The sequence below is a fragment of the Gammaproteobacteria bacterium genome, from assembly GCA_041395725.1.
In the GTDB taxonomy this organism is placed as follows: domain Bacteria; phylum Pseudomonadota; class Gammaproteobacteria; order Pseudomonadales; family Pseudohongiellaceae; genus NORP240.
On the sequence record JAWKZW010000001.1, the window covers coordinates 1618861 to 1637714 of the forward strand.

General features: G+C 57.1%; 15 protein-coding genes. 8 read left to right on the forward strand and 7 right to left on the reverse strand.

All coding sequences use genetic code 11. From position 1 onward, the window contains the following. Positions 1–123 precede the first annotated feature (123 nt). Together R3F50_07140 and R3F50_07145 are read left to right on the forward strand one after the other, a co-directional pair. Positions 124–4662, forward strand: a complete 4539-nt coding sequence (locus R3F50_07140) for a DEAD/DEAH box helicase (GenBank protein ID MEZ5490079.1) — start codon at positions 124–126, stop codon at positions 4660–4662. A 509-nt stretch (positions 4663–5171) separates the two neighbouring features. Further along, a complete protein-coding gene (locus tag R3F50_07145) occupies positions 5172–5528 on the forward strand; it encodes a PilZ domain-containing protein (GenBank protein MEZ5490080.1) in 357 nt (118 codons plus the stop codon). A gap of 99 nt (positions 5529–5627) precedes the next feature. Here the strand turns inward: R3F50_07145 and R3F50_07150 are convergent, their stop codons facing one another. Further along, positions 5628–5990 carry a DUF6164 family protein gene (locus R3F50_07150; protein ID MEZ5490081.1) on the reverse strand — a complete coding sequence of 121 codons (363 nt, stop codon included), beginning with the start codon at positions 5988–5990 and terminating at the stop codon, positions 5628–5630. 244 nt (positions 5991–6234) lie between these two features. Between R3F50_07150 and R3F50_07155 the strand changes: the two genes are divergently transcribed. Next, entirely contained in the window at positions 6235–7134 is a 900-nt protein-coding gene (locus R3F50_07155; protein ID MEZ5490082.1) for a TraB/GumN family protein, read from the forward strand. A 99-nt stretch (positions 7135–7233) separates the two neighbouring features. Here R3F50_07155 and R3F50_07160 read toward each other — a convergent pair whose 3' ends face one another. The 4 genes from R3F50_07160 to R3F50_07175 all read right to left on the reverse strand — a co-directional run bounded on the left by R3F50_07160 (position 7234) and on the right by R3F50_07175 (position 9658). Further along, complete coding sequence (locus R3F50_07160; protein MEZ5490083.1) at positions 7234–8127, reverse strand: LysR family transcriptional regulator; 894 nt, start codon at positions 8125–8127, stop codon at positions 7234–7236. A gap of 274 nt (positions 8128–8401) precedes the next feature. Continuing rightward, a complete protein-coding gene (locus tag R3F50_07165) occupies positions 8402–8578 on the reverse strand; it encodes a hypothetical protein (protein MEZ5490084.1) in 177 nt (58 codons plus the stop codon). A gap of 144 nt (positions 8579–8722) precedes the next feature. Continuing rightward, the gene (locus R3F50_07170; GenBank protein MEZ5490085.1) at positions 8723–9019 is read right to left on the reverse strand and encodes a helix-turn-helix transcriptional regulator; all 297 of its coding nucleotides are present in this window, start codon (positions 9017–9019) and stop codon (positions 8723–8725) included. A 270-nt stretch (positions 9020–9289) separates the two neighbouring features. Then, positions 9290–9658 (reverse strand): MmcQ/YjbR family DNA-binding protein, encoded by a 369-nt coding sequence (locus tag R3F50_07175; protein ID MEZ5490086.1) that lies wholly within the window; start codon positions 9656–9658, stop codon positions 9290–9292. Positions 9659–9824: 166 nt separating this feature from the next. Here R3F50_07175 and R3F50_07180 point away from each other — a divergent pair, with 166 nt between their 5' ends. From R3F50_07180 to R3F50_07190, 3 genes are all read left to right on the forward strand, one after another. Beyond that, positions 9825–10988 carry a sulfite oxidase gene (locus R3F50_07180; GenBank protein ID MEZ5490087.1) on the forward strand — a complete coding sequence of 388 codons (1164 nt, stop codon included), beginning with the start codon at positions 9825–9827 and terminating at the stop codon, positions 10986–10988. A 152-nt stretch (positions 10989–11140) separates the two neighbouring features. Beyond that, positions 11141–13552, forward strand: coding sequence for a DNA polymerase II (locus R3F50_07185; GenBank protein MEZ5490088.1), 2412 nt, complete (start codon positions 11141–11143; stop codon positions 13550–13552). Positions 13553–13621: 69 nt separating this feature from the next. Further along, positions 13622–14146 (forward strand): ACT domain-containing protein, encoded by a 525-nt coding sequence (locus R3F50_07190; GenBank protein ID MEZ5490089.1) that lies wholly within the window; start codon positions 13622–13624, stop codon positions 14144–14146. 75 nt (positions 14147–14221) lie between these two features. Here R3F50_07190 and R3F50_07195 read toward each other — a convergent pair whose 3' ends face one another. Beyond that, a complete protein-coding gene (locus R3F50_07195) occupies positions 14222–14881 on the reverse strand; it encodes an HAD family hydrolase (protein ID MEZ5490090.1) in 660 nt (219 codons plus the stop codon). Between the two features lie 221 nt (positions 14882–15102). Between R3F50_07195 and R3F50_07200 the strand changes: the two genes are divergently transcribed. Both R3F50_07200 and ptsP read left to right on the forward strand, forming a co-directional pair. Next, positions 15103–15588 (forward strand): RNA pyrophosphohydrolase, encoded by a 486-nt coding sequence (locus R3F50_07200; protein MEZ5490091.1) that lies wholly within the window; start codon positions 15103–15105, stop codon positions 15586–15588. A gap of 83 nt (positions 15589–15671) precedes the next feature. Further along, a complete protein-coding gene (ptsP, locus tag R3F50_07205) occupies positions 15672–17945 on the forward strand; it encodes a phosphoenolpyruvate--protein phosphotransferase (protein ID MEZ5490092.1) in 2274 nt (757 codons plus the stop codon). Positions 17946–17991: 46 nt separating this feature from the next. Here ptsP and R3F50_07210 read toward each other — a convergent pair whose 3' ends face one another. Continuing rightward, positions 17992–18783: an NRDE family protein gene (locus R3F50_07210; protein ID MEZ5490093.1), complete on the reverse strand. Its 792-nt coding sequence runs from the start codon at positions 18781–18783 to the stop codon at positions 17992–17994. Between the last annotated feature and the right edge of the window lie 71 nt (positions 18784–18854).

An 18854-nucleotide genomic window follows, 5' to 3' on the forward strand; every position in this document is an offset into this window, starting at 1 on the left:
TCTGTGTAACAGTAGTCGCGGGCTGCTCCTGTGTCAATTCAGTCGGCCGTCAGACTCCCGCAGAGCGTTGCGGTACCTGATCAGAGTTGCCCCGGATAAGCAGCTGACAGGGCCCTGTACCGATTGCCACTGAAACGGTATAGACTCGGAACTGACGCCAACCACTACCCGGGTTTCAGCCTGCCGATGCCACTGAGTCGCTTCAATTCTGTCTGTCGCACCTGGTTCGAGGAGCGCTTCGGGCGCCCGACGCCGGCACAGGCCGAGGCATGGCCCGCGATCCAGGCGAAACGCCATACCCTGATCGCGGCGCCGACCGGCAGTGGTAAAACCCTGGCCGCCTTTTATGCGGTGATCAACGAGCTGGTGGAGCGGGGTATGGAGCGGCCATTGCCTGGCGGGGTACAGGTGGTCTATGTCTCGCCACTGAAGGCGCTCAGCAACGATATTTATCGCAATCTTGAAATTCCACTCAATGGGATCGCCGAACAGCTGCACCGGGAAGGCTGCGCACCGGTTGATATCCGGGTAGGAGTAAGAACCGGTGACACCCCGCAGAGTGAGCGCCAGAAAATGGCGAAGAAGCCTCCCCATATCCTGGTGACTACTCCGGAATCCTTATACCTGCTGCTGACCAGCGCCAGTGGCCGTGCCATGCTGAGGAATACTGGTACGGTGATCGTCGACGAGATTCATGCCCTGCTGAGTGACAAGCGAGGGTCCCACCTGGCCCTCTCTCTGGAACGGCTTGACGCGCTGGTGGCCGGTGGGCTGCAAAGAATCGGTTTATCGGCCACGCAGAAGCCGGTGGAGCTGGTGGCCCGTTACCTGGTAGGCAATCGCAACGTCGTGGAAGGGCAGGCGGATTGTGTGATCGTCGATTCCGGGCATCGGCGTCAATTGCAGCTGAGTCTGGAAATTCCCCGCTCGCCGTTGTCTGCCCTGATGAGTAACGAAGTGTGGGGGGAATTGTATGAGCGGCTGGTGCAACTGATCGAGAGTCACGATACCACGCTGGTATTCGTCAATACCCGGCGCCTGTCGGAACGACTGGCCCTGGCGCTTACCGAGCGGCTGGGCGAGGGTAGTGTGTGCTCACACCACGGCAGCATGAGCAAGGATCACCGGCATAGCGCCGAGCAGCGCCTGAAGGCGGGTGATCTGAAAGTGTTGGTCGCGACCGCTTCGATGGAGTTGGGTATCGATGTCGGCTCGGTTGATCTGGTGGTGCAGTTCGCCTCACCCAAAAGCATCGCCACGTTTCTGCAACGGGTGGGTCGAAGCGGTCACTCGGTAGGTGGTATGCCAAAGGGAGTGCTGTTTCCGCTCACCCGCGACGACCTGGTGGAGTGTGCGGCGTTGCTGGAAAGTATCCAGCGCGGCGAGCTGGATCACATCGTCATGCCGGAGAAACCGCTGGATATTCTCAGCCAGCAGATTGTGGCCGAGGTGGCCGCGCCAGGTGCTGCCGAGCAGGAGCCCGACCTGGCCTACAGCAGCGAACGGCTTTATGACCTGTTCGCCAACGCCTATCCCTACCGTGACCTGACGCGTGAAGAGTTTGACGAAATCCTGCAGATGCTCAGCGAGGGTTACACCACCCGCCGCGGTCGCCGCGGAGCCCATTTGCACCGGGATCAGATCAATGATCGTATCAGACCCCGCCGTGGCAGTGGGCTGATCGCCCTCACCAATGGCGGGGCGATACCCGATATGTTTGATTACCAGGTTGTGCTGGATCCTGAGGATACCGTGGTGGGGACTCTCAATGAGGATTTCGCCCTGGAGGCTCTGCCGGGGGATGTCTTCACGCTGGGCACCCACAGCTGGCAGCTGCTCCGGGTCGACGGTCTGAAAGTGCGGGTCCGCGATGCTCAGGGTATGCCGCCCACTATTCCGTTCTGGTTCGGCGAAGGGCCGGGCCGGACCCGGGAGCTCTCCGAGGCGGTTTCCCGCTTGCGCGCCGAGGTGGCGGACAGTCTGCTGGAGGGTTCACCTCAGGAAGCAGTAGCCCGGGTGGTCGAGAAAACCGGTATTGCCCACGATGCGGCCCTGCAACTGGTGGAGTACCTGCATGCCGGGCTGCAGTCCCTGGGAGAAATGCCAACCCGGGACACCCTGGTGATCGAGCGCTTTTTCGATGAAGTGGGTGACATGCACCTGGTCATTCACTCGCCCTATGGCAGCCGCATTAACCGCGGCTGGGGGCTGGCATTGCGTAAGCGCTTCTGTCGCACGTTCAATTTCGAGCTGCAGGCCGCTGCCAACGAGGACAGCATCGTCATCTCGCTGGGATCGGTGCACAGTTTCGAGTTGCAGGATGTGTACAACTACCTGCAGACCGCCAGCCTCAAGGATGTGCTGGTGCAGGCGCTGCTGGACGCGCCCATGTTCGAAGTGCGCTGGCGCTGGAATGCCACCCGCTCGCTGGCCATTCAGCGTAATCGGTCAGGCAAGCGGGTGCCGCCGCAATTCCAGCGCATGGACGCCGAGGATCTGGTCGCCCATGTCTTCCCTGATCAGATCGCCTGTTTTGAAAATATTCAGGGCAAGCGGGAGGTTCCCGATCATCCATTGGTCAATCAGACTATTCATGACTGTCTCACCGAAGCCATGGACATCGAAGAGCTCACGGCGCTGATCGGCCGTATCGAACAGCGGGAACTGAAGCTGGTGGCCCTGGACCTGCGGGAGCCTTCTCCATTCGCACAGGAAATTATCAACGCCCGCCCCTATGCGTTTCTGGATGATGCACCCTTTGAAGAGCGTCGTACCAATGCCATCAAGAACCGCAGCTGGCTCGATCCTGCTGAAACCGGCAACCTGGCCGAGCTTGATCCGGAGGCTATCCGGCTGGTTCGGGAACAGGCCTGGCCCACGGTCGGGAATCCGGACGAACTCCATGATGCCCTGTTGAGCCTCGGATACGTGACCGGGGCGGAAGCGAAGGACCATGTCTATGGGCGCCATCTGCAGCAGCTGGTGGCTGATCGGCGGGCCTGTCAGCTGACCGGCGCACAGGCACTGTGGATAGCGGCGGAACGAGTACCCTGCCTGCGGGCTGCCCTGCCGGAGGCCACCCTGGCACCGGCGCTGGAATTGCCGGAGGCAATCAGCCGCCAGGCCTGGGAGCGGGAGGATGCGGTCAGGGAGGTTGTGCGTGGCAGGCTCGAGGGGGTCGGCCCGGTGACTGCGGCGCAGATGGCCGATGACAGCGGTCTGGTTCGCGAAGAAGTTGAAGCCGCGTTGCTGGCGCTGGAAGTTGAAGGTTACGTATTCCGTGGGCAGTTCAGCAGCCGACCCAAGGGTGCGGCGGCCGCCGGTCAGCCCGGCCCCGCAATCGAATGGTGCGAGCGTCGATTGCTGCAACGGATCCATCGCTACACCATCGATGCCCATCGCAAGGCGATCAAGCCGGTATCCCTGCAGAACTACCTGCGCTTCCTGTTTCAGTTGCATCAGCTGCAGAGTCACCACACGGTGACCGAACAGGTGCCAGCACCACCAGCGCTGGACGGTCAGACGCGCCTGCAATCCAGTCTCGCCCTGCTGGACGGTGTCGCGGCGCCGGCGGCGGCCTGGGAAGCCGATATAATTCCCGCCCGGGTCCACGACTACGATCCTAACTGGCTCGACGTCATGTGCATCAGTGGCCGCACAGCCTGGGGACGCTTCAAGCTGCCGGTCGGCCGCAGTGGTCGCGAAGAACACAAGAAGGCGGGTCCTGTTCGCAGCACGCCTATTATGCTGGTCAGTCGCGAAAACCTGGATATCTGGCAGGCGCTGGCCGCCACCGTCAATGGTGCCGGAGATGAGTTGGAGACTGGCCACGACGCAGCAACCATCCAGCAGGATCTACAGCAATATGGCGCCAGCTTTGTGCCGGAAATTCAGCAGCGTACCGGTTTGCTGAGATCCCGCCTGGAGCAGGGGCTGGCCGAGCTGGTCAGCCTGGGCCGCGCCACCAGTGACAGTTTCACCGGTCTTCGGGCCCTGCTGACACCGGAGGATCGCAAGCCCGGTAACCGATCCCGCCGTGGCAGACGCGCCATGTTCGGTATCGAAGATGCCGGGCGCTGGTCATTGCTCAACAGTAACGCCAGGCAGACGGCCGGGGACGCCAGGGCTGGCGTGCAGCCCCTGACCGACGAACAGCTTGAGCGCCTGGTGACGGTCTATCTGCAACGCTGGGGTGTGCTGTTCAGAAAATTGCTGGAGCGGGAGGCGTTTGCTCCGCCGTGGCGGGTTTTGCTGCGTGTGCTTCGGCGCATGGAGCTGCAGGGAGTCCTGCGCGGCGGCCGTTTCATCACTGGTATCAGCGGCGAACAGTTTGCCTATACCGAAACCGTGGACGCCCTGCGCAGGATTGCACGTCAGCAGACTGTTGAATCCGGTCCGGCACGGCCCATCGACTACATCTCACTTGCCGCCACCGATCCGCTGAATCTGCTGACACTCATGCTGCCGGACAGCCGCCTGCCGCGCCTCGCTAATAACCGGGTGCTGTTTGCTGACGGGGTACCACTGGCGGTGCTGCAGGGCAATCAGGTCAATTTCCTGAGAGAGGTTGCCCCCCAGGAGCAATGGAAGCTGCAGCAGCTACTCCTGCAACGGCGTTTTCCGCCTCGCCTTGGCAGTTACCTGGGCAAGAGCGTGCATTGACGGGGCTGATTTCCTGAAGCAAGCAACAGCCTGGTAGCGTTTCGTCGCGGCGCCCCTCACCAGCCAATGCAGAAAAATAAAAATCCCGCTGCCGACCAGGGCCAACAGCGGGACCTTTTGCCTAGGGGAGCGAACTCCAGTTATCGCCCATCGGGCACTGACCGAATGAATCGAATCAGATCAGATGGAATAACCGGAGGCTCCCTTAATAGATTGACTATTGATGGGATCACCTCCTTTCTTTGCATTCAGGGTGGTAATCGAATGTAAGAAAGCTTCCCCTGTTAAAGCTGACTACATAGAGTCACAGGTTTTATATCTCACCCCCCCGCGCCCTGTCAAAACAAAATTTTTTTCACGGTTTCACCCCGGTTCTCGTTATTTGTGTGTCGCAGTTCACACCTCCCCCCGGGTTACTGTGCAGTAGTTCACATCGAATTTCCAACCACTGACCTAGACTACGTTTGTCATCAGGTATTTCGTGGGTCAGACAAAAAATGCAAATGCAAATGATGGAAATAATGGAAAGACGCCGCCACAAGCGGGTACCAGTTCAGTTCTGGGTCAGCCTGTCTCACCCCCTTCTGGGAGTAGTGACCGGGCAGGTCCACGAAATGTCCCACGGTGGACTTTCGCTGTCTCTGGATGAAGAAGTATCTCTGTTCGAGATGATGGAGATGGACGCCAGAATCCACGGTGAAGGCTGGGACGATTCCATGCCCGCATTGCCGGTACAGGTTGTGCGAGTGCAGAATCGGGAAGTTGCCATGAAGTTCATGGACGTCGACGAGGAAAACTGGGAAATGTCCTACCTGGAAGACGAGCTGGCATTTGATTTTGACCCCATGTACCGTGAGATTGCCTGACCGCCACTACCGAAGCGAATCAGGCGGCAGCCTAGAATTCTCTCCTCCACGTTGCCGCCTGAACTCACTCATTACCCGATCTTTACTCCTCCCGCGCTGTTATCCCAATGAAAGGAATACCTGTAACGACAGGTATAAAACAACCAGTGCCGCACCCAGATATACCGATACCCGCAAAGGCTCCCTGAGAAAATTTTTCCACATAGTCTGATGCCGGCCGGCCAGCTTCTGTGCCTCGTGCTCCTTTCTGACTCTTTCCCGACGCTCCAGCTGGTAGGCGTCCAACAGGTTCCTGGCCTGCTGTAGCTGGGAATCATCCTTCAGCCACAGTGCCGGCATTGATATTCGCCAATTGCCTGCGGACGTTTCATAGTAGAGGATTTCGTGATCATCCAGTAAAGCCCGGACTTCCTCGGCTTCATCTTCCGGTACGGAACGTAATTTAAAGAGCAGAATGGCCATGAGCAGTAGGTCAATTCTCCGTAGTAGCAGGACGCAGGTCTAAAAACGCGCTGTTTCGGCTTTGTCGCTGGCAGAAGCCATGCTAAGTTTAGGGAACCTCTGATTCAGAGAGCCTTTGAATGCCGAGACAACAGGTCAATCGCAATCGTTCAACAGCGTGTTGCGGTAATCAGTCAGGGGCACCTTCAGAGATTCTCTTTACCAGGTATCTTCCGGTCAATAAATATCTACAGCAGGATACACTATGTTTTACCTTTGGCGGATTTTCACCGGTCGAGTAGCGAAACCGGCAGGCCCGATCGTTGCGCTGATTTTATCCTTCTTCACTGCCGGCGCAGTTGCCGACAGCTCGGTCTGGGTTGCAAGCTCGGGTGACAGCAGGATCTATCTTGGCGGTACGGTTCACCTTCTGCGGCCCAGCGACTACCCGTTGCCTGAAGAATACGAACAGGCCTACAGGGATTCCAGCCGGGTATTCTTTGAGACTGATGTGGCGTCCATGAATGATATGGCGGTTCAGGCGCGTATGCTGCAGAAGCTGACCTATGGCGATGCACGAACCCTGAAAACCGTGTTGAGCGAGGAAGCCTACAGGGCGCTTTCCGAACATCTCATGGCGGTTGGTATGCCGATTATGATGATGGAGAAGTTCAAGCCGGGGCTGATCGTCAGCACCCTGCAGTTGCTGGAATTTCAGCGCATGGGGTTTACCCCCCAGGGCGTGGATGTCCATTTCAGCAACCGGGCTCTGGGTGATGCCAAAGCAGTGGGCGAACTTGAAAGCATCGATGCACAGATTGACTACATCGCCAACATGGGCGAAGGCAACGAAAGCGAATTTATTCTGCTTTCTCTGGGGGATTTACAGGAAATCGCCACCAGCATGGAAGATCTGATACTGGCCTGGCGCAATGGTGATATGGATATGCTCGAAAGCCTTTTCGTTGAAGACATGCGTGTCGAATCCGAAGAGTTGTATAACTCGCTGTTGCTGGAAAGAAACAACAACTGGCTTCCTGTAATAGAACAGCTGTTCCAGGAGGACGGCAACGAGTTTGTGCTGGTAGGGGCGGCGCACCTGGTTGGAAAAGACGGATTACTGAAACTGCTGGAAGACAGAGGCTACCGGGTAGAGAAACTCTAGCAGGCCTCTCTTCAAAACCAGGGAGCCTCTGATTAACTACCACCATGCTCTGGCTTTCAGGGGAACCCGCTGGCAAGGCGCTGAAGGCCAGGGGCCGGATCAGGATGACTTGTTGCTGCCCGTCGAGTTGGCCCGTAGTAGCGCCATGAAACACCTGGCTGGATTGCTCAGGCTACGCTCCCGATGGTGAATGCAATCCAGGTGTCGGACTAACTTGACCCCTTTCACTGGCAGCCTGATCAGACTATCGTCCGTCAGCATAATCTCTGGTAAAACTCCCCAGCCATAGCCCACACTGATCAGTGCCTTGATCGTTTCCAGGTAGTTAGTGCTCATGATGGTGTTGAGCTCCAGCCGATGGTCCCGGAAAAGATCTTCGACGATTCTGGTGGTAAGAAACTTCTGATCCGGAAGCAGAGCGGGATGACGGCTGATTTCAGACAGAGAGACGGACTTCCGGGCTCCCAGCGGATGGTCTGCCGCAGCGACAAAAACCAGCCTGTCCAGCCAGATGCACTCCCGATCAATTCGGTTATCCGCGAACGAGGAGCGGGTTACAACGCCGAGGTCGAACTCGCCAGCCAGAATGCTCTGGCACGCTTCTTCCGAATCCTTGAACTGAATATCAATCTGCACATCCGGGTAACTGCCGGCAAAGTGGCGGAGCAGGGCAGGCAATCGGTGCAGGCCAATGTGGTGGCTGGTAACCAGTCGCAACTGGCCGCTGACGGACTCACGCAGGTCCTTAATCTGCTGCTGTGCGTCTCGAAATGCCTGCATGATTTCCCGGGCACGTGGAAGCAGGGTTCGCCCGGCCTCCGTCAGGGAGATGTGGCGACCCAGGCGGTCAAACAGGGATGCGTCCAGTTGTTGCTCCAGCAGACTGATGCGCTTACTGATGGCTGGCTGGGTCAGGTGCAGCCGCTCTGCAGCCAGGGAGAAGGAGCCGGTATCGGCAACCGCCAGAAATGCGATCAGATTCTGCGTGTCCATAGCCAGTATCCCGCTGGCAAGCCAGCCTGTAGAAGGCGTTTATGGTAGCAGAAGTGAGAGTGTATGATTTAAGCCAGGCTGGCCCGCCGGCCGCGACGCCGCGAAATGCCTGTTTCGAACGGTGTCCCTAACATTATTGATGTAGCGCGGTCGGCGTCGGTTGCTACGACACCAGGTGGCTGCCATTGCGCTGTTGCAGCGTAACGGCGCAGGCCGTCGTTGCGGACGGCTCTGGTCGTTCAGGCTGGCGGAAAATGCCCCTCAGCGGGGCGAATCAGGAACTGGTCTTGTGGCTGAGTACAATCTGCCGGGGCCCGCTCGTGGAGGTCTGGCCGCTTACACCGGAGGGTATTTTCTGTACCTTGCCACCTGACTTCAGAAATGCGGCGATGTGCTGTTCGAGATCGTCACGACTGGCGACGGGTGCTGCCTTTTTTGCTTTGTTTGCCATAACTGCCTACATGTACTTCTCTGATAAGGCCGATCATTATACACAAAAGTCGGTGCTTCCGCGACGGGCAGACGCCCATCGCGGCGCGGCCCGGGTTACCGGTCCAAGGTGAGAGAGCTTTTCCGATCCCTGCCAGGTTCGTCCTCAGTCCGCGAGTTTCTTGCGGGGCCGAACGTAGTAGTCAGAGTAGTAATCAGCGGGAAGGTCCCCGAAAATCTCGTCAAGAGACACGCCATAGATAACCTTGATCTTGGCCAACAGCTCAAGGTCCAGGTGACAACCGTAATTTCTGACAGTTTCAATGTCTTCAAGCTGTTTCCGGGAAACACCCAGCAGGCTCGCGGCCTCGTTCATGGGGAACCCCTTCTGCAGTCGCAGCTGCCGGATCTTGCGCTTGACGTCGATTGTGATAGGTGAAAACTTCGATACGGTTTGTTTCATTACTTTTCTATACACCTTGTAGTTTTTACAGTTCTGGTTACACCAGGTAAAAACGGCTGCTGCCTGAATCTCTGTCACTTGGCCAGCGCACGGGGCCATTGGTTCCAAGCGCGTCTGGGCTGTCAGGTTCTGGCAGCAGCCACTGCCCACGAACTACGCTAGCACAGGAAATTTGGGGGACGAAAATGAATTTTACGATTTCCCGAATTTGTAGTTTTCAGGCAAGGAGTTATAGCCGATTTCCATCGGGAAACCGCTGTTTTGGAGTTTTCAGGAGCCTTCCAGCTGCGCCAGAAGCGCTACACGATGCAGCCTGGGCAGGTTCATCACTACCAGGCGGTAGGAGTTGTCCATCATCCGCCGGATTTCGTTCGGGGGAATGCTGCCGTCCAGGATAACCGTATTCCAGTGCTTTTTATTCATGTGATAACCAGGTCTGACGGCAGGAAAAATGTCGCGTAATGCCAGCGCCTCGTCCGGATCACATTTCAGATTCATTGCCCCAACGCCGTTCTGCTGGCTGAGGGTAGCAAACATTTTCCCCCTGACTTTAGGCACCATCACATCGGGGTAGAAGGGGTAGTCCTCCCAGGCTTCCGGCTTGCTGAGTAAATAGCGTTTTGCTGCCTGGTAATCCATCGCTTCTTGCCTGGAGGATTAGCGCTGTAGACTGGGCTTTCAGATGTGGTATTGTTCGATCACATGGCTCACGCCAGTGAGCCAGTCTAGGAACCAGGAACCACGAATCAGGAACCATACAGAATTATCCGGTCGGCTTAAAGACCAAGAATAGAGAGAGAATGACATGAAACCGGAAAATGAAGGTCGAAGAGAACTGTTAAAAGGGGCAGTAGGCAGCGGAGTACTGGCTGCTGGTGCTGCATCGATTCCCAGCTGGCTGCTGCCGGCGATGGCCCAGGGCGAGCAACTGGTGCCGTTTACCGACATTCCGGACACGTTTCAGCTCCGAAACAAGCAGGCCGGAGGGACTTACTTCCAGGACATCCGGGATATCAATTCGTTTTACAGCCCCAACGAGGACTTCTACGTAGTCCAGCACTACGGGCAGCCGGAGCTGGATCTTTCCAATTTCCGGTTGAAAGTCACCGGCATGGTGGATAATCCCCTGGACTTATCCCTGCAGGATGTGATGAACCGCAGCATTATCGAGCTGGATGCCGGCTGGGAGTGCGGCGGAAATCGCGGGACTATCATGAATGGCCTGGTGGGTAACGCCCGCTGGCGTGGCGTAAGCCTGAGCAGCCTGTTGGAACAGGCCGGCATTCAGGATGGCGCCAAAGAGATCGTATTTTTCGGTGGCGATATCGGTACCGAGGAAATCCGCGGTGCCGAAGTGGACAAGGCCTTTGCCCGTGGCCTGTCGATCCCCGATGCCATGCGTCCGGAAAACATGCTCGCCTTTGAAATGAATGGAGAACCTCTGCCCCTGTATCATGGGCGTCCCCTGCGTCTGATCGTCCCCGGCTGGTACGGTGTCGCCAACGTCAAGTGGCTGACCCAGATCCATGTGCAGGATACCCGTTACATGGGTCGTTTTATGGGGCGTGACTATGTGACGCTCAAAAAGGAAAACATCGGTGGGGTAGAGCGCTGGGTAGAGAATTCTGTGACTACCATCAATCTGAAATCCGTTATTGCGCGGGTCAGTCGCCTGGGTAACGAACACAGGATTCAGGGCTTCGTCCTCAATGACGGCACCCCCATCAGCAGCGTCGAAGTCAAGATTGACGACGGCCCCTGGCAGCGTGCCGAGCTGAATCCCCGCAACAGGCAATACACCTGGAAGCTGTTCAGTTATACCTGGCAGAATCCCTCGCCGGGGGAACACACCATCGTTTCCCGTGTGACTGATGCGAATGGCAATGTACAACCGACCGCCGACGAAGTCCCGGAAAAAGTCAGTTACTGGGAAAACTTCGCCCAATGGCCGCGGACTGTCCGTATCTGACAGTTTCTGGAGAAACGCTGACGCTTGCAGTAGTCTGTTGGTAGTCAGACGTTTCCTGGTTCAAAGGCGCACCAAACGGAAGCCGGTCGAAAGACCGGCTTTTTGTTTCTGGCAGGCCGCCTGCCAGGAAGATTTGGGCACCGCATTCACCGATGAGTAAGCAAACCTCTTCCAGCACAGCTGCCAGCCTGTTATCCGGGTTTGTCCTTTCCCGCCAGCGCCGCGAGAAGGCCGGGCAGCAGGAACTGGTCTACTGGGCATCTACACCGCAGGGCCCGCTCCGCATTGTGGTTGAGGATCAGGAAAGTGTCTGCTTTGTGGCCGCCGTGGATCTGCCAGCGGCCAGGCAGATACTGTCGCGTCGAAGCGGCTGGCGATACTCAATGCCTGAGTTACGTGATTTCTGCCGTGAACCTGTTGCAGCCCTGCATTTCAAATCCCAGCGGGGCCTGTACGAAGCGAGAGACCTGCTGGGTGCCCGGGGCCTGACCATCCTGGAGGGTGACATTAATCCCCTCGATCGGTATTTGATGGAAAGGTTTATAACCGGTGGCTTTGAATTGACCGGGCCGGTTACACCCGGTGACGGATATTCCGAGGTAGTAAATCCGCGACTGAGGCCGGCCCACTACCGACCTGCTCTACGCTGCGTTTCTCTTGATATCGAGACCGCCTATTCCGGTGATCAGCTCTATTCCATTGGTCTGGTTGCCGAACGGGAGCGTCTCGTCCTGATGCTTGGAGACTCCGGGCAGCCTGACGCTGAGCCATCCGGCAGTCTGGTTTTCTATCCGGATGAGAAGTCCCTGCTACTGGCGTTTTTCGACTGGATCAGAGATTACGATCCCGATGTATTGATAGGCTGGAACGTGGTCAACTTCGATCTGCGCTTCCTGCAGCAGGTCTGCGACAGGGTGGCACTCAGACTGCGCCTGGGGCGAGGTGAAGAGGAAGTCACCTGGCGCAAGGCAAGGGACAGCAATGACCGGTTCTTTGCCACCGTTGCCGGTCGCGTAGTCCTTGATGGCATCGAGCTCATGCGTTCCGCGACCTACAGTTTCGAGAATTTTTCCCTGGACCATGTAGCCCGAAAGCTGCTTGATCGGGGCAAGCTGGTGGATGACGTGGACCAGCGCGGTGAAGAAATCAGCCGCCTTTTCGAGCAGGATAAAGCGGCGCTGGCGGCCTACAACCTGGAAGACTGCAAGCTGGTCTGGGATATATTCGCGCAGGAACAGTTGATCGATTTCGCCATCGCGCGGAGTCAGCTCACCGGCCTGGAGTTGAACCGTTATGGCGGTTCGGTTGCCGCGTTCGATTACCTGTATCTGCCAAGGCTGCACCGGGCGGGCTTCGTCGCGCCGGCACTGGGTCAGAATCTCAGCGACACCTTCAGCCCCGGCGGCTATGTGATGGATTCCATACCGGGCATCTACCGGCATGTAATCGTGCTGGATTTCAAAAGCCTGTACCCCAGTATTATCCGCACTTTTCATGTCGATCCACTGGCCCTGGTTGAAGGGGAAGCCGAGAGTGACCCGATCCAGGGTTTCGATGGTGGGATGTTTTCACGCCGGCATCACCTGCTGCCGGAGTTGATTGAAACACTGTGGCGGGCAAGAGACCGTGCGAAAGCCACCGGGAACAAGGTGTTGTCCCAGGCCATAAAGATCATCATGAATTCCTTCTATGGCGTGTTAGGTACCCGCGGCTGTCGATTCTTCGACCCGCGTCTGGTCAGTTCGATTACCCGCCGGGGTCATCAGATTATCAAGGAGAGTAAGGACTTTATCGAGCAGGCCGGCTACCAGGTAATCTACGGCGACACGGACTCGGTCTTTGTGCTGATAGGAGAGGCGGGCGGGGCCCAGGGGGAGGGCGTGGAAAGCCTGGGGCAGTCACTCGCTGCCGGCCTGAATCGCTGGTGGACAGAAAAACTGCACGAGGAGCAACGGTTGCAGAGTTGTCTCGAGATTGAATTCGAAACCCATTTCGACCGGTTTCTTATGCCGACCATCCGGGGCGCGGAAACCGGCAGCAAGAAACGTTACGCGGGTCTGGTCCGCACCGGAGTCGGCGAGGACGATTACCGCCTGGTTTTCAAGGGGCTTGAAACCGTGCGCAGTGACTGGTCACCCCTGGCCCGGCGCTTTCAGCAGGAGCTGTACGAGCGGATTTTCCTGGATCGTCCATTCGGGGCTTTCATCAAACAGACCGTCCAGGCCATACAGGATGGCGACTTCGCTGATGAACTGGTGCTGCGCCGCCGACTGCGACGCAAACTGAAGGATTACCTGAAGAACGTCCCGCCCCACGTCCAGGCCGCCCGCAAGGCCGAGGCGATTCGGGCCGAACGGCACCTGCCGTCGCTATACGAACAGGGCGGATGGGTAGAATACCTGATGACCGTCAATGGCCCCGAACCGCGGCAGTATCAGCAATCGCCAATAGATTATGAGTTTTACATTGAACGACAGATCACGCCCATTGCGGACTCCATTCTTGTGTTTAAATCTACATCAATGAAGGAATTGCTCGATAAACAGATAGAGCTGTTCCGGTGAGCTTGTGCGGGCCAGGGCGTGGTTCGTCAGGGAATCTGGCTGAGACTTGGAATTAATTGGGAGCAAAGCATGGCTACTTATCTGGTATTGACAGCTATCGGCGATGACAGGCCTGGCCTGGTAGAGCAGCTGGCTCTGGTGGTGGCGCGTAATTCAGGCAACTGGCTGGAAAGCAGTATGTCTCAACTGGCCGGCAAGTTCGCCGGTATTCTGCGTGTCAGTGTGCCGGATGAAAACGTCGAGCAGCTGGTCAGTGAACTGGAGTCACTTTCCGGCAGCCTGAAACTGGTAATCGAAAAGGGCACTGGCAATCAGTCAGGTGAAGTCAGCCAGACCCTCAGCCTCAGCCTGATTGGCAACGACCGGCCTGGGATAATCAAGGAAATCTCTACGGCGCTGGCGAGCCAGCGGGTGAATGTGGAAGAACTGAATACCGAGTGCAGCATTGCGCCCATGTCGGGTGAGACATTGTTCAATGCGCAGGTCAGGCTGCGGGTCCCTTCCGACCTGGATCTGGATGCTCTGCAAAGACGCCTCGAACAGATAGCCGATGACCTTATCGTTGATATTCAATTCAACCCAATCATTGCATGAATTGTTGAGGTCAGGTGCTTTCAGAGTGGTATTTCCAGCGGCGCACCGGGGCAGTAGGCCGGCGGCGCGGGTTGGCTAACGCAGACTGATTATCTCCCAACCCTGGTCTGTGGCCACTGACGCCAGACGATCATCGGGATCCACGGCGACGGGTCTGCCGACGGCTTCCAGCAACGGAAGGTCGTTGAACGAATCACTGTAAAAAGTGCTTTCTTTAATAATAAACTGAGCAGTCTGTAACTCGAGCCACTGCCTTAGACGGATCACCTTTCCTTCCTGAAAGCACGGGGTGCCAGCGATATCGCCGGTGTAATGCCGGCCCTGAATGACCAGGTCGGTGGCCAGCAGATCATGCACGCCCAGCCTGCGGGCAATGGGTCCGGTTATGAAAGAATTCGTGGCGGACATAATCAGACAATGGTCGCCGTCAGCCTTGTGACGTTCTATCAGCGCGAGAGCCTTGGGGAGAATAAGCGGGGCAATGAATTCAGCCATGAACTGTTCGTGCAACTCGTCCAGTTCTTTCAGTGAGTAGCCAAGCACCGGCCCGAGAGTGAAGCGAACGTAATCGTGGATATCGAGCCTCCCCTCTGTGTATTGCTGGTAGAAGGCATCGTTTCTGGCGCCATGCACCGCGGCGTCCACCAGTTTCCTGGCAATAAGAAACTCGCCCCAGGCATGATCGCTGTCACCGCCCAGCAGCGTGTTATCGAGGTCAAAAATAGCTAATCCCATGGTTACCAGGCTTCCTGAAACAAAGCTCGCGATTATACTCTGTCGAGGGCCGTTGATGGAGTTTATCCAGGTGCGGGGCGGGCATCGATTTAGCCGCCGTAAACCATTCTAACTTATTGAAAAATAGATAGTTAAATTCGTCAACTCGCATTTTCAACATTGATCACGCCGGCCCAGTTGTGAAACAATGGGCGTTTTCCGGTGTCTAAGGACTTTCACAGGTGATTGATGAAGAAGGCTTCCGCGCTAACGTTGGAATTGTCATTTGTAATAAACAGGGCAGTCTGCTGTGGGCCAAACGAATTGGCCAGGACGCCTGGCAATTTCCCCAGGGCGGCATCAAACCGGGCGAGTCGCTGGAAGATGCGCTCTATCGTGAATTGAATGAAGAAGTAGGGCTGCAGGAACAGCACGTAAAGATCCTGCATCAGACCGAGGACTGGCTCAGATACCGTTTACCCCGTAACTTTATCCGCCGCCACTCATTGCCAGTCTGTATTGGCCAGAAGCAGAAATGGTTTCTGCTGGGGCTCGAGGTTGCCGAGCAGGAGATTGATCTGGCCCGCAGTACGCAACCGGAGTTTGATGCCTGGCGCTGGGTGGAATACTGGCACCCGCTGAGCGAAGTAATTGATTTCAAACGCGAAGTTTATCGACAGGCGCTGCAGGAGCTGGAACAGCCCCTGCACCTGTATTTACAAGAATAACTCGACCATAACGCGGCAGAACATTCCCTTGAGACTCTGTAAAGTATACCGGTCGAAGGCTCTTTCTGGACTGGGACAGCATTATGCTGGATAGATTGCGCAGTATTGTGCAGGCAGTGAATTCGGCCAAGGACCTGAGGTCTGCGCTGGATATCATTGTCTCGCAGGTCAGAGAGGCCATCGACACCGAGGTCTGTTCCGTTTACCTGCTGGACACGGACATCAATGGCCATGTGCTGATGGCATCCCAGGGCCTCAAGCAGTCTGCCGTTGGCCATGTGAGTCTGGCTATGGGGGAGGGCCTGGTGGGCCTGGTTGCCCAGCAGGCTGAACCCATCAATCTGGTCGATGCAGACCAACACCCCAGCTTTCATTACCTGCCGGAAACTGGCGAGGAAGTCTTTAAATCTTTCCTTGGCGTGCCAATAATTCACCATCGTTCGGTGCTGGGCGTCCTGGTTGTGCAGAATCGGGATCGGCGTCGCTTTGATGAAGGGGAAGAAGCCTTCCTGATTACCTTGTCGGCTCAACTGGCGGGTGTGATTGCACACGCCGAGGCAACCGGAGCCATCGAGGGAACCAGCCCTTCCGGCCACAAGACGGCGGATACCAGCTTTTCCGGCGTACCCGGCTCCAGCGGGGTGGCTATCGGGACTGCCGTGGTGGTATTTCCGCCTGCCGACCTGCGTCAGGTTCCAAGGCGCAGAATTACCGATATTGAGCGGGAAATAGAGCTGTTTAACAACTCGCTGCGGGCAGTGCGCAGCGACATGATTGCGTTGTATGAAATAACCGCTGGCCGCATGCCCGATGGCGAGCGGGAACTGTTCAATGTATACCTGCATATGCTGGATGACGATGCACTGGGTAAGGAGGTTGTGGAGCAGATTCGCACTGGAATCTGGGCTCAGGGCGCCCTTGCCCACGTAGCGAACGAGCACGTCCGCGGCTTCGAAATGATGAACGACAAATACCTGCGAGAGCGGGCAGTCGACATTAAAGACCTGTGCAGCCGGGTGCTGGCCTATCTGCAGGAGCGGGAGCCGGTCAAAACCGAGTACCCGGAAAACACTATCCTGGTCAGCGAGGAGGTGACACCCGCAATGCTCGCTGAGGTGCCCAAGGACAATCTGAAGGGATTGATCTCGGTGCGGGGGTCCGGCAGCTCTCACGTGGCAATCCTGGCCAGAGGGATGGGCCTGCCCACAGTAATGGGGGTAGTGGATCTGCCAATTAATCAGCTCGATGGCAGGGAAGTCATCGTGGATGGTTACAACGGGCAGGTCATCAGTAACCCGACGGACCAGCTTCGCCAGCGCTTTGAAGATACCATTCGGGAAGAAGATGTTCTCACCCAGGGTCTGGCCTACATCAAGGAATTGCCTTGTGAGACCGCAGACAATCATCGTGTGCACCTGTGGGTTAACACAGGACTGATCTCCGACGTGATACGTTCCCTGGATCAGGGTGCCGAGGGGATCGGGCTGTTCCGCACCGAGGTTCCCTTTCTGCTGGCCGAACGGTTTCCCAGCGAGCAGGAACAGGCGGCGATATACCGAGAACAGTTACAGGCCTTTGCCCCAATGCCCGTTACGATGCGGACACTGGATGTTGGTGGTGACAAGGATCTGCCCTATTTCCCGATCAATGAAGCCAACCCGTTTCTTGGCTGGCGCGGCATCCGGGTGACACTGGACCACCCCGAGATATTCTCCGCCCAGATCCGGGCCATGTTGAAAGCCAGTATCGGTTTGAATAACCTGCAGATCATGCTGCCGATGATTTCCAATGTCAGTGAAGTGGTGGCGTCGACCCAGCTGATAAAGAAAGCCTTCCGTGAGCTGCTGCAGGAAGGGCACGATGTGAAGTATCCCCGCATCGGTGTCATGATCGAATTGCCGGCTGCGGTTTATCAGGCCAGGACCCTGGCCCGGATGGTGGACTTTGTCTCGGTGGGCAGCAATGATCTGACCCAGTACATCCTCGGCGTGGACCGCAACAATCCCCGGGTTGCCAATCTCTATAACTCGTTCCATCCTGCCGTGCTACAGGCCTTGCGTTTTGTGGTCGTCGAGGCACATCTGGAAGGCAAGCAGGTCAGTATCTGCGGTGAGATGGCCGGCGACCCCGGGGCCGCTGTGTTACTGATGGCCATGGGATTCGATGTGCTGTCGATGAACTCGTCTACCCTGCTGAAGGTGAAATCGGTGATCCGCACCATGACGCTGGAAGCGGCACAGGACCTGCTGGAGCAGGTGTTGTTGATGGACGATGCACAGACTATTCGCAGTGCGGTGGATATGGCGCTGTACAATGCCGGGGTGGACAGGTTGCTGCGTTCATCCCGCATCCACTAGTGTCCTGTGACGGCGCGCAGCGGCGTTGAAACCGTGCTCAGAACACTCAGAATTGCGACACCTGCAATGGGAAATGGAACAGGCGCCTGGCAGTTATGCACGTGTCGGCGGCGTAGTTCTGTTCACTGAAGCGGGCGGTGCCCTGCTGGTTGATGATAACTGCTGTCGTGCAGCGTGTTCCGTAGTCCCGTTGTGGATTGACGATGAAGCTTGGTGACAGGTTCCGCTCCAGTTCGATCGGAAACCCCGTGTCCGGAAGCTGATCATCCGGTGCCCGGTTGCGGTCCAGCATGATCGCTGTCAGGCGGTCGGTGGATATCGGGCTCTCCCGGCCCAGTAATTCCTTCAGTGCCGCTTTGCTGCGGTGAACTTTCGGCCAGTCTGAATCCAGCGCGCCATTGGACAGGCCGTAAATGCCGGGCTGCAGTTTAACGACCTCGCCCCTGCGACTGTTGAGATAGCACAGCTCATTCGCGTCGCCTGCCAGCAGATTGAACCCCGCATAGTCTTCCAGCACGCCAAGCAGCGAAGCCAGGTAGTCGGCAGGTGTCGCCTTACCCAGCAGGAAGTCCCGCGTGAGAAAGCCTCTTGAGCGGCTGCCGGTGGAATTGCCTGGCATCCTGATGTTGGTGACGGCAGCAAACCGGCCCCTGCGGGACAGGCCCAGCCAGGTCCCGCCCTGGGTGAGATCCTGCCCGGCCAGCAGTTCCCGTTGCGGCGCTTCCCCGCGCCAGAATCTGGCCTGGCGTGTGGGCCGGGCATGAAACTCATCCCGGTTCGCAGCTATCACCAGTGGCAGTTGCGTATGATATCGGTAGGCCAGAACAATCAGGCACATTTTCACGATTTCCTTGAATTTCAGGCTGTTTCAGTCGGTCAACACGGAAGTGACAGCGAAAAATTGAAGGC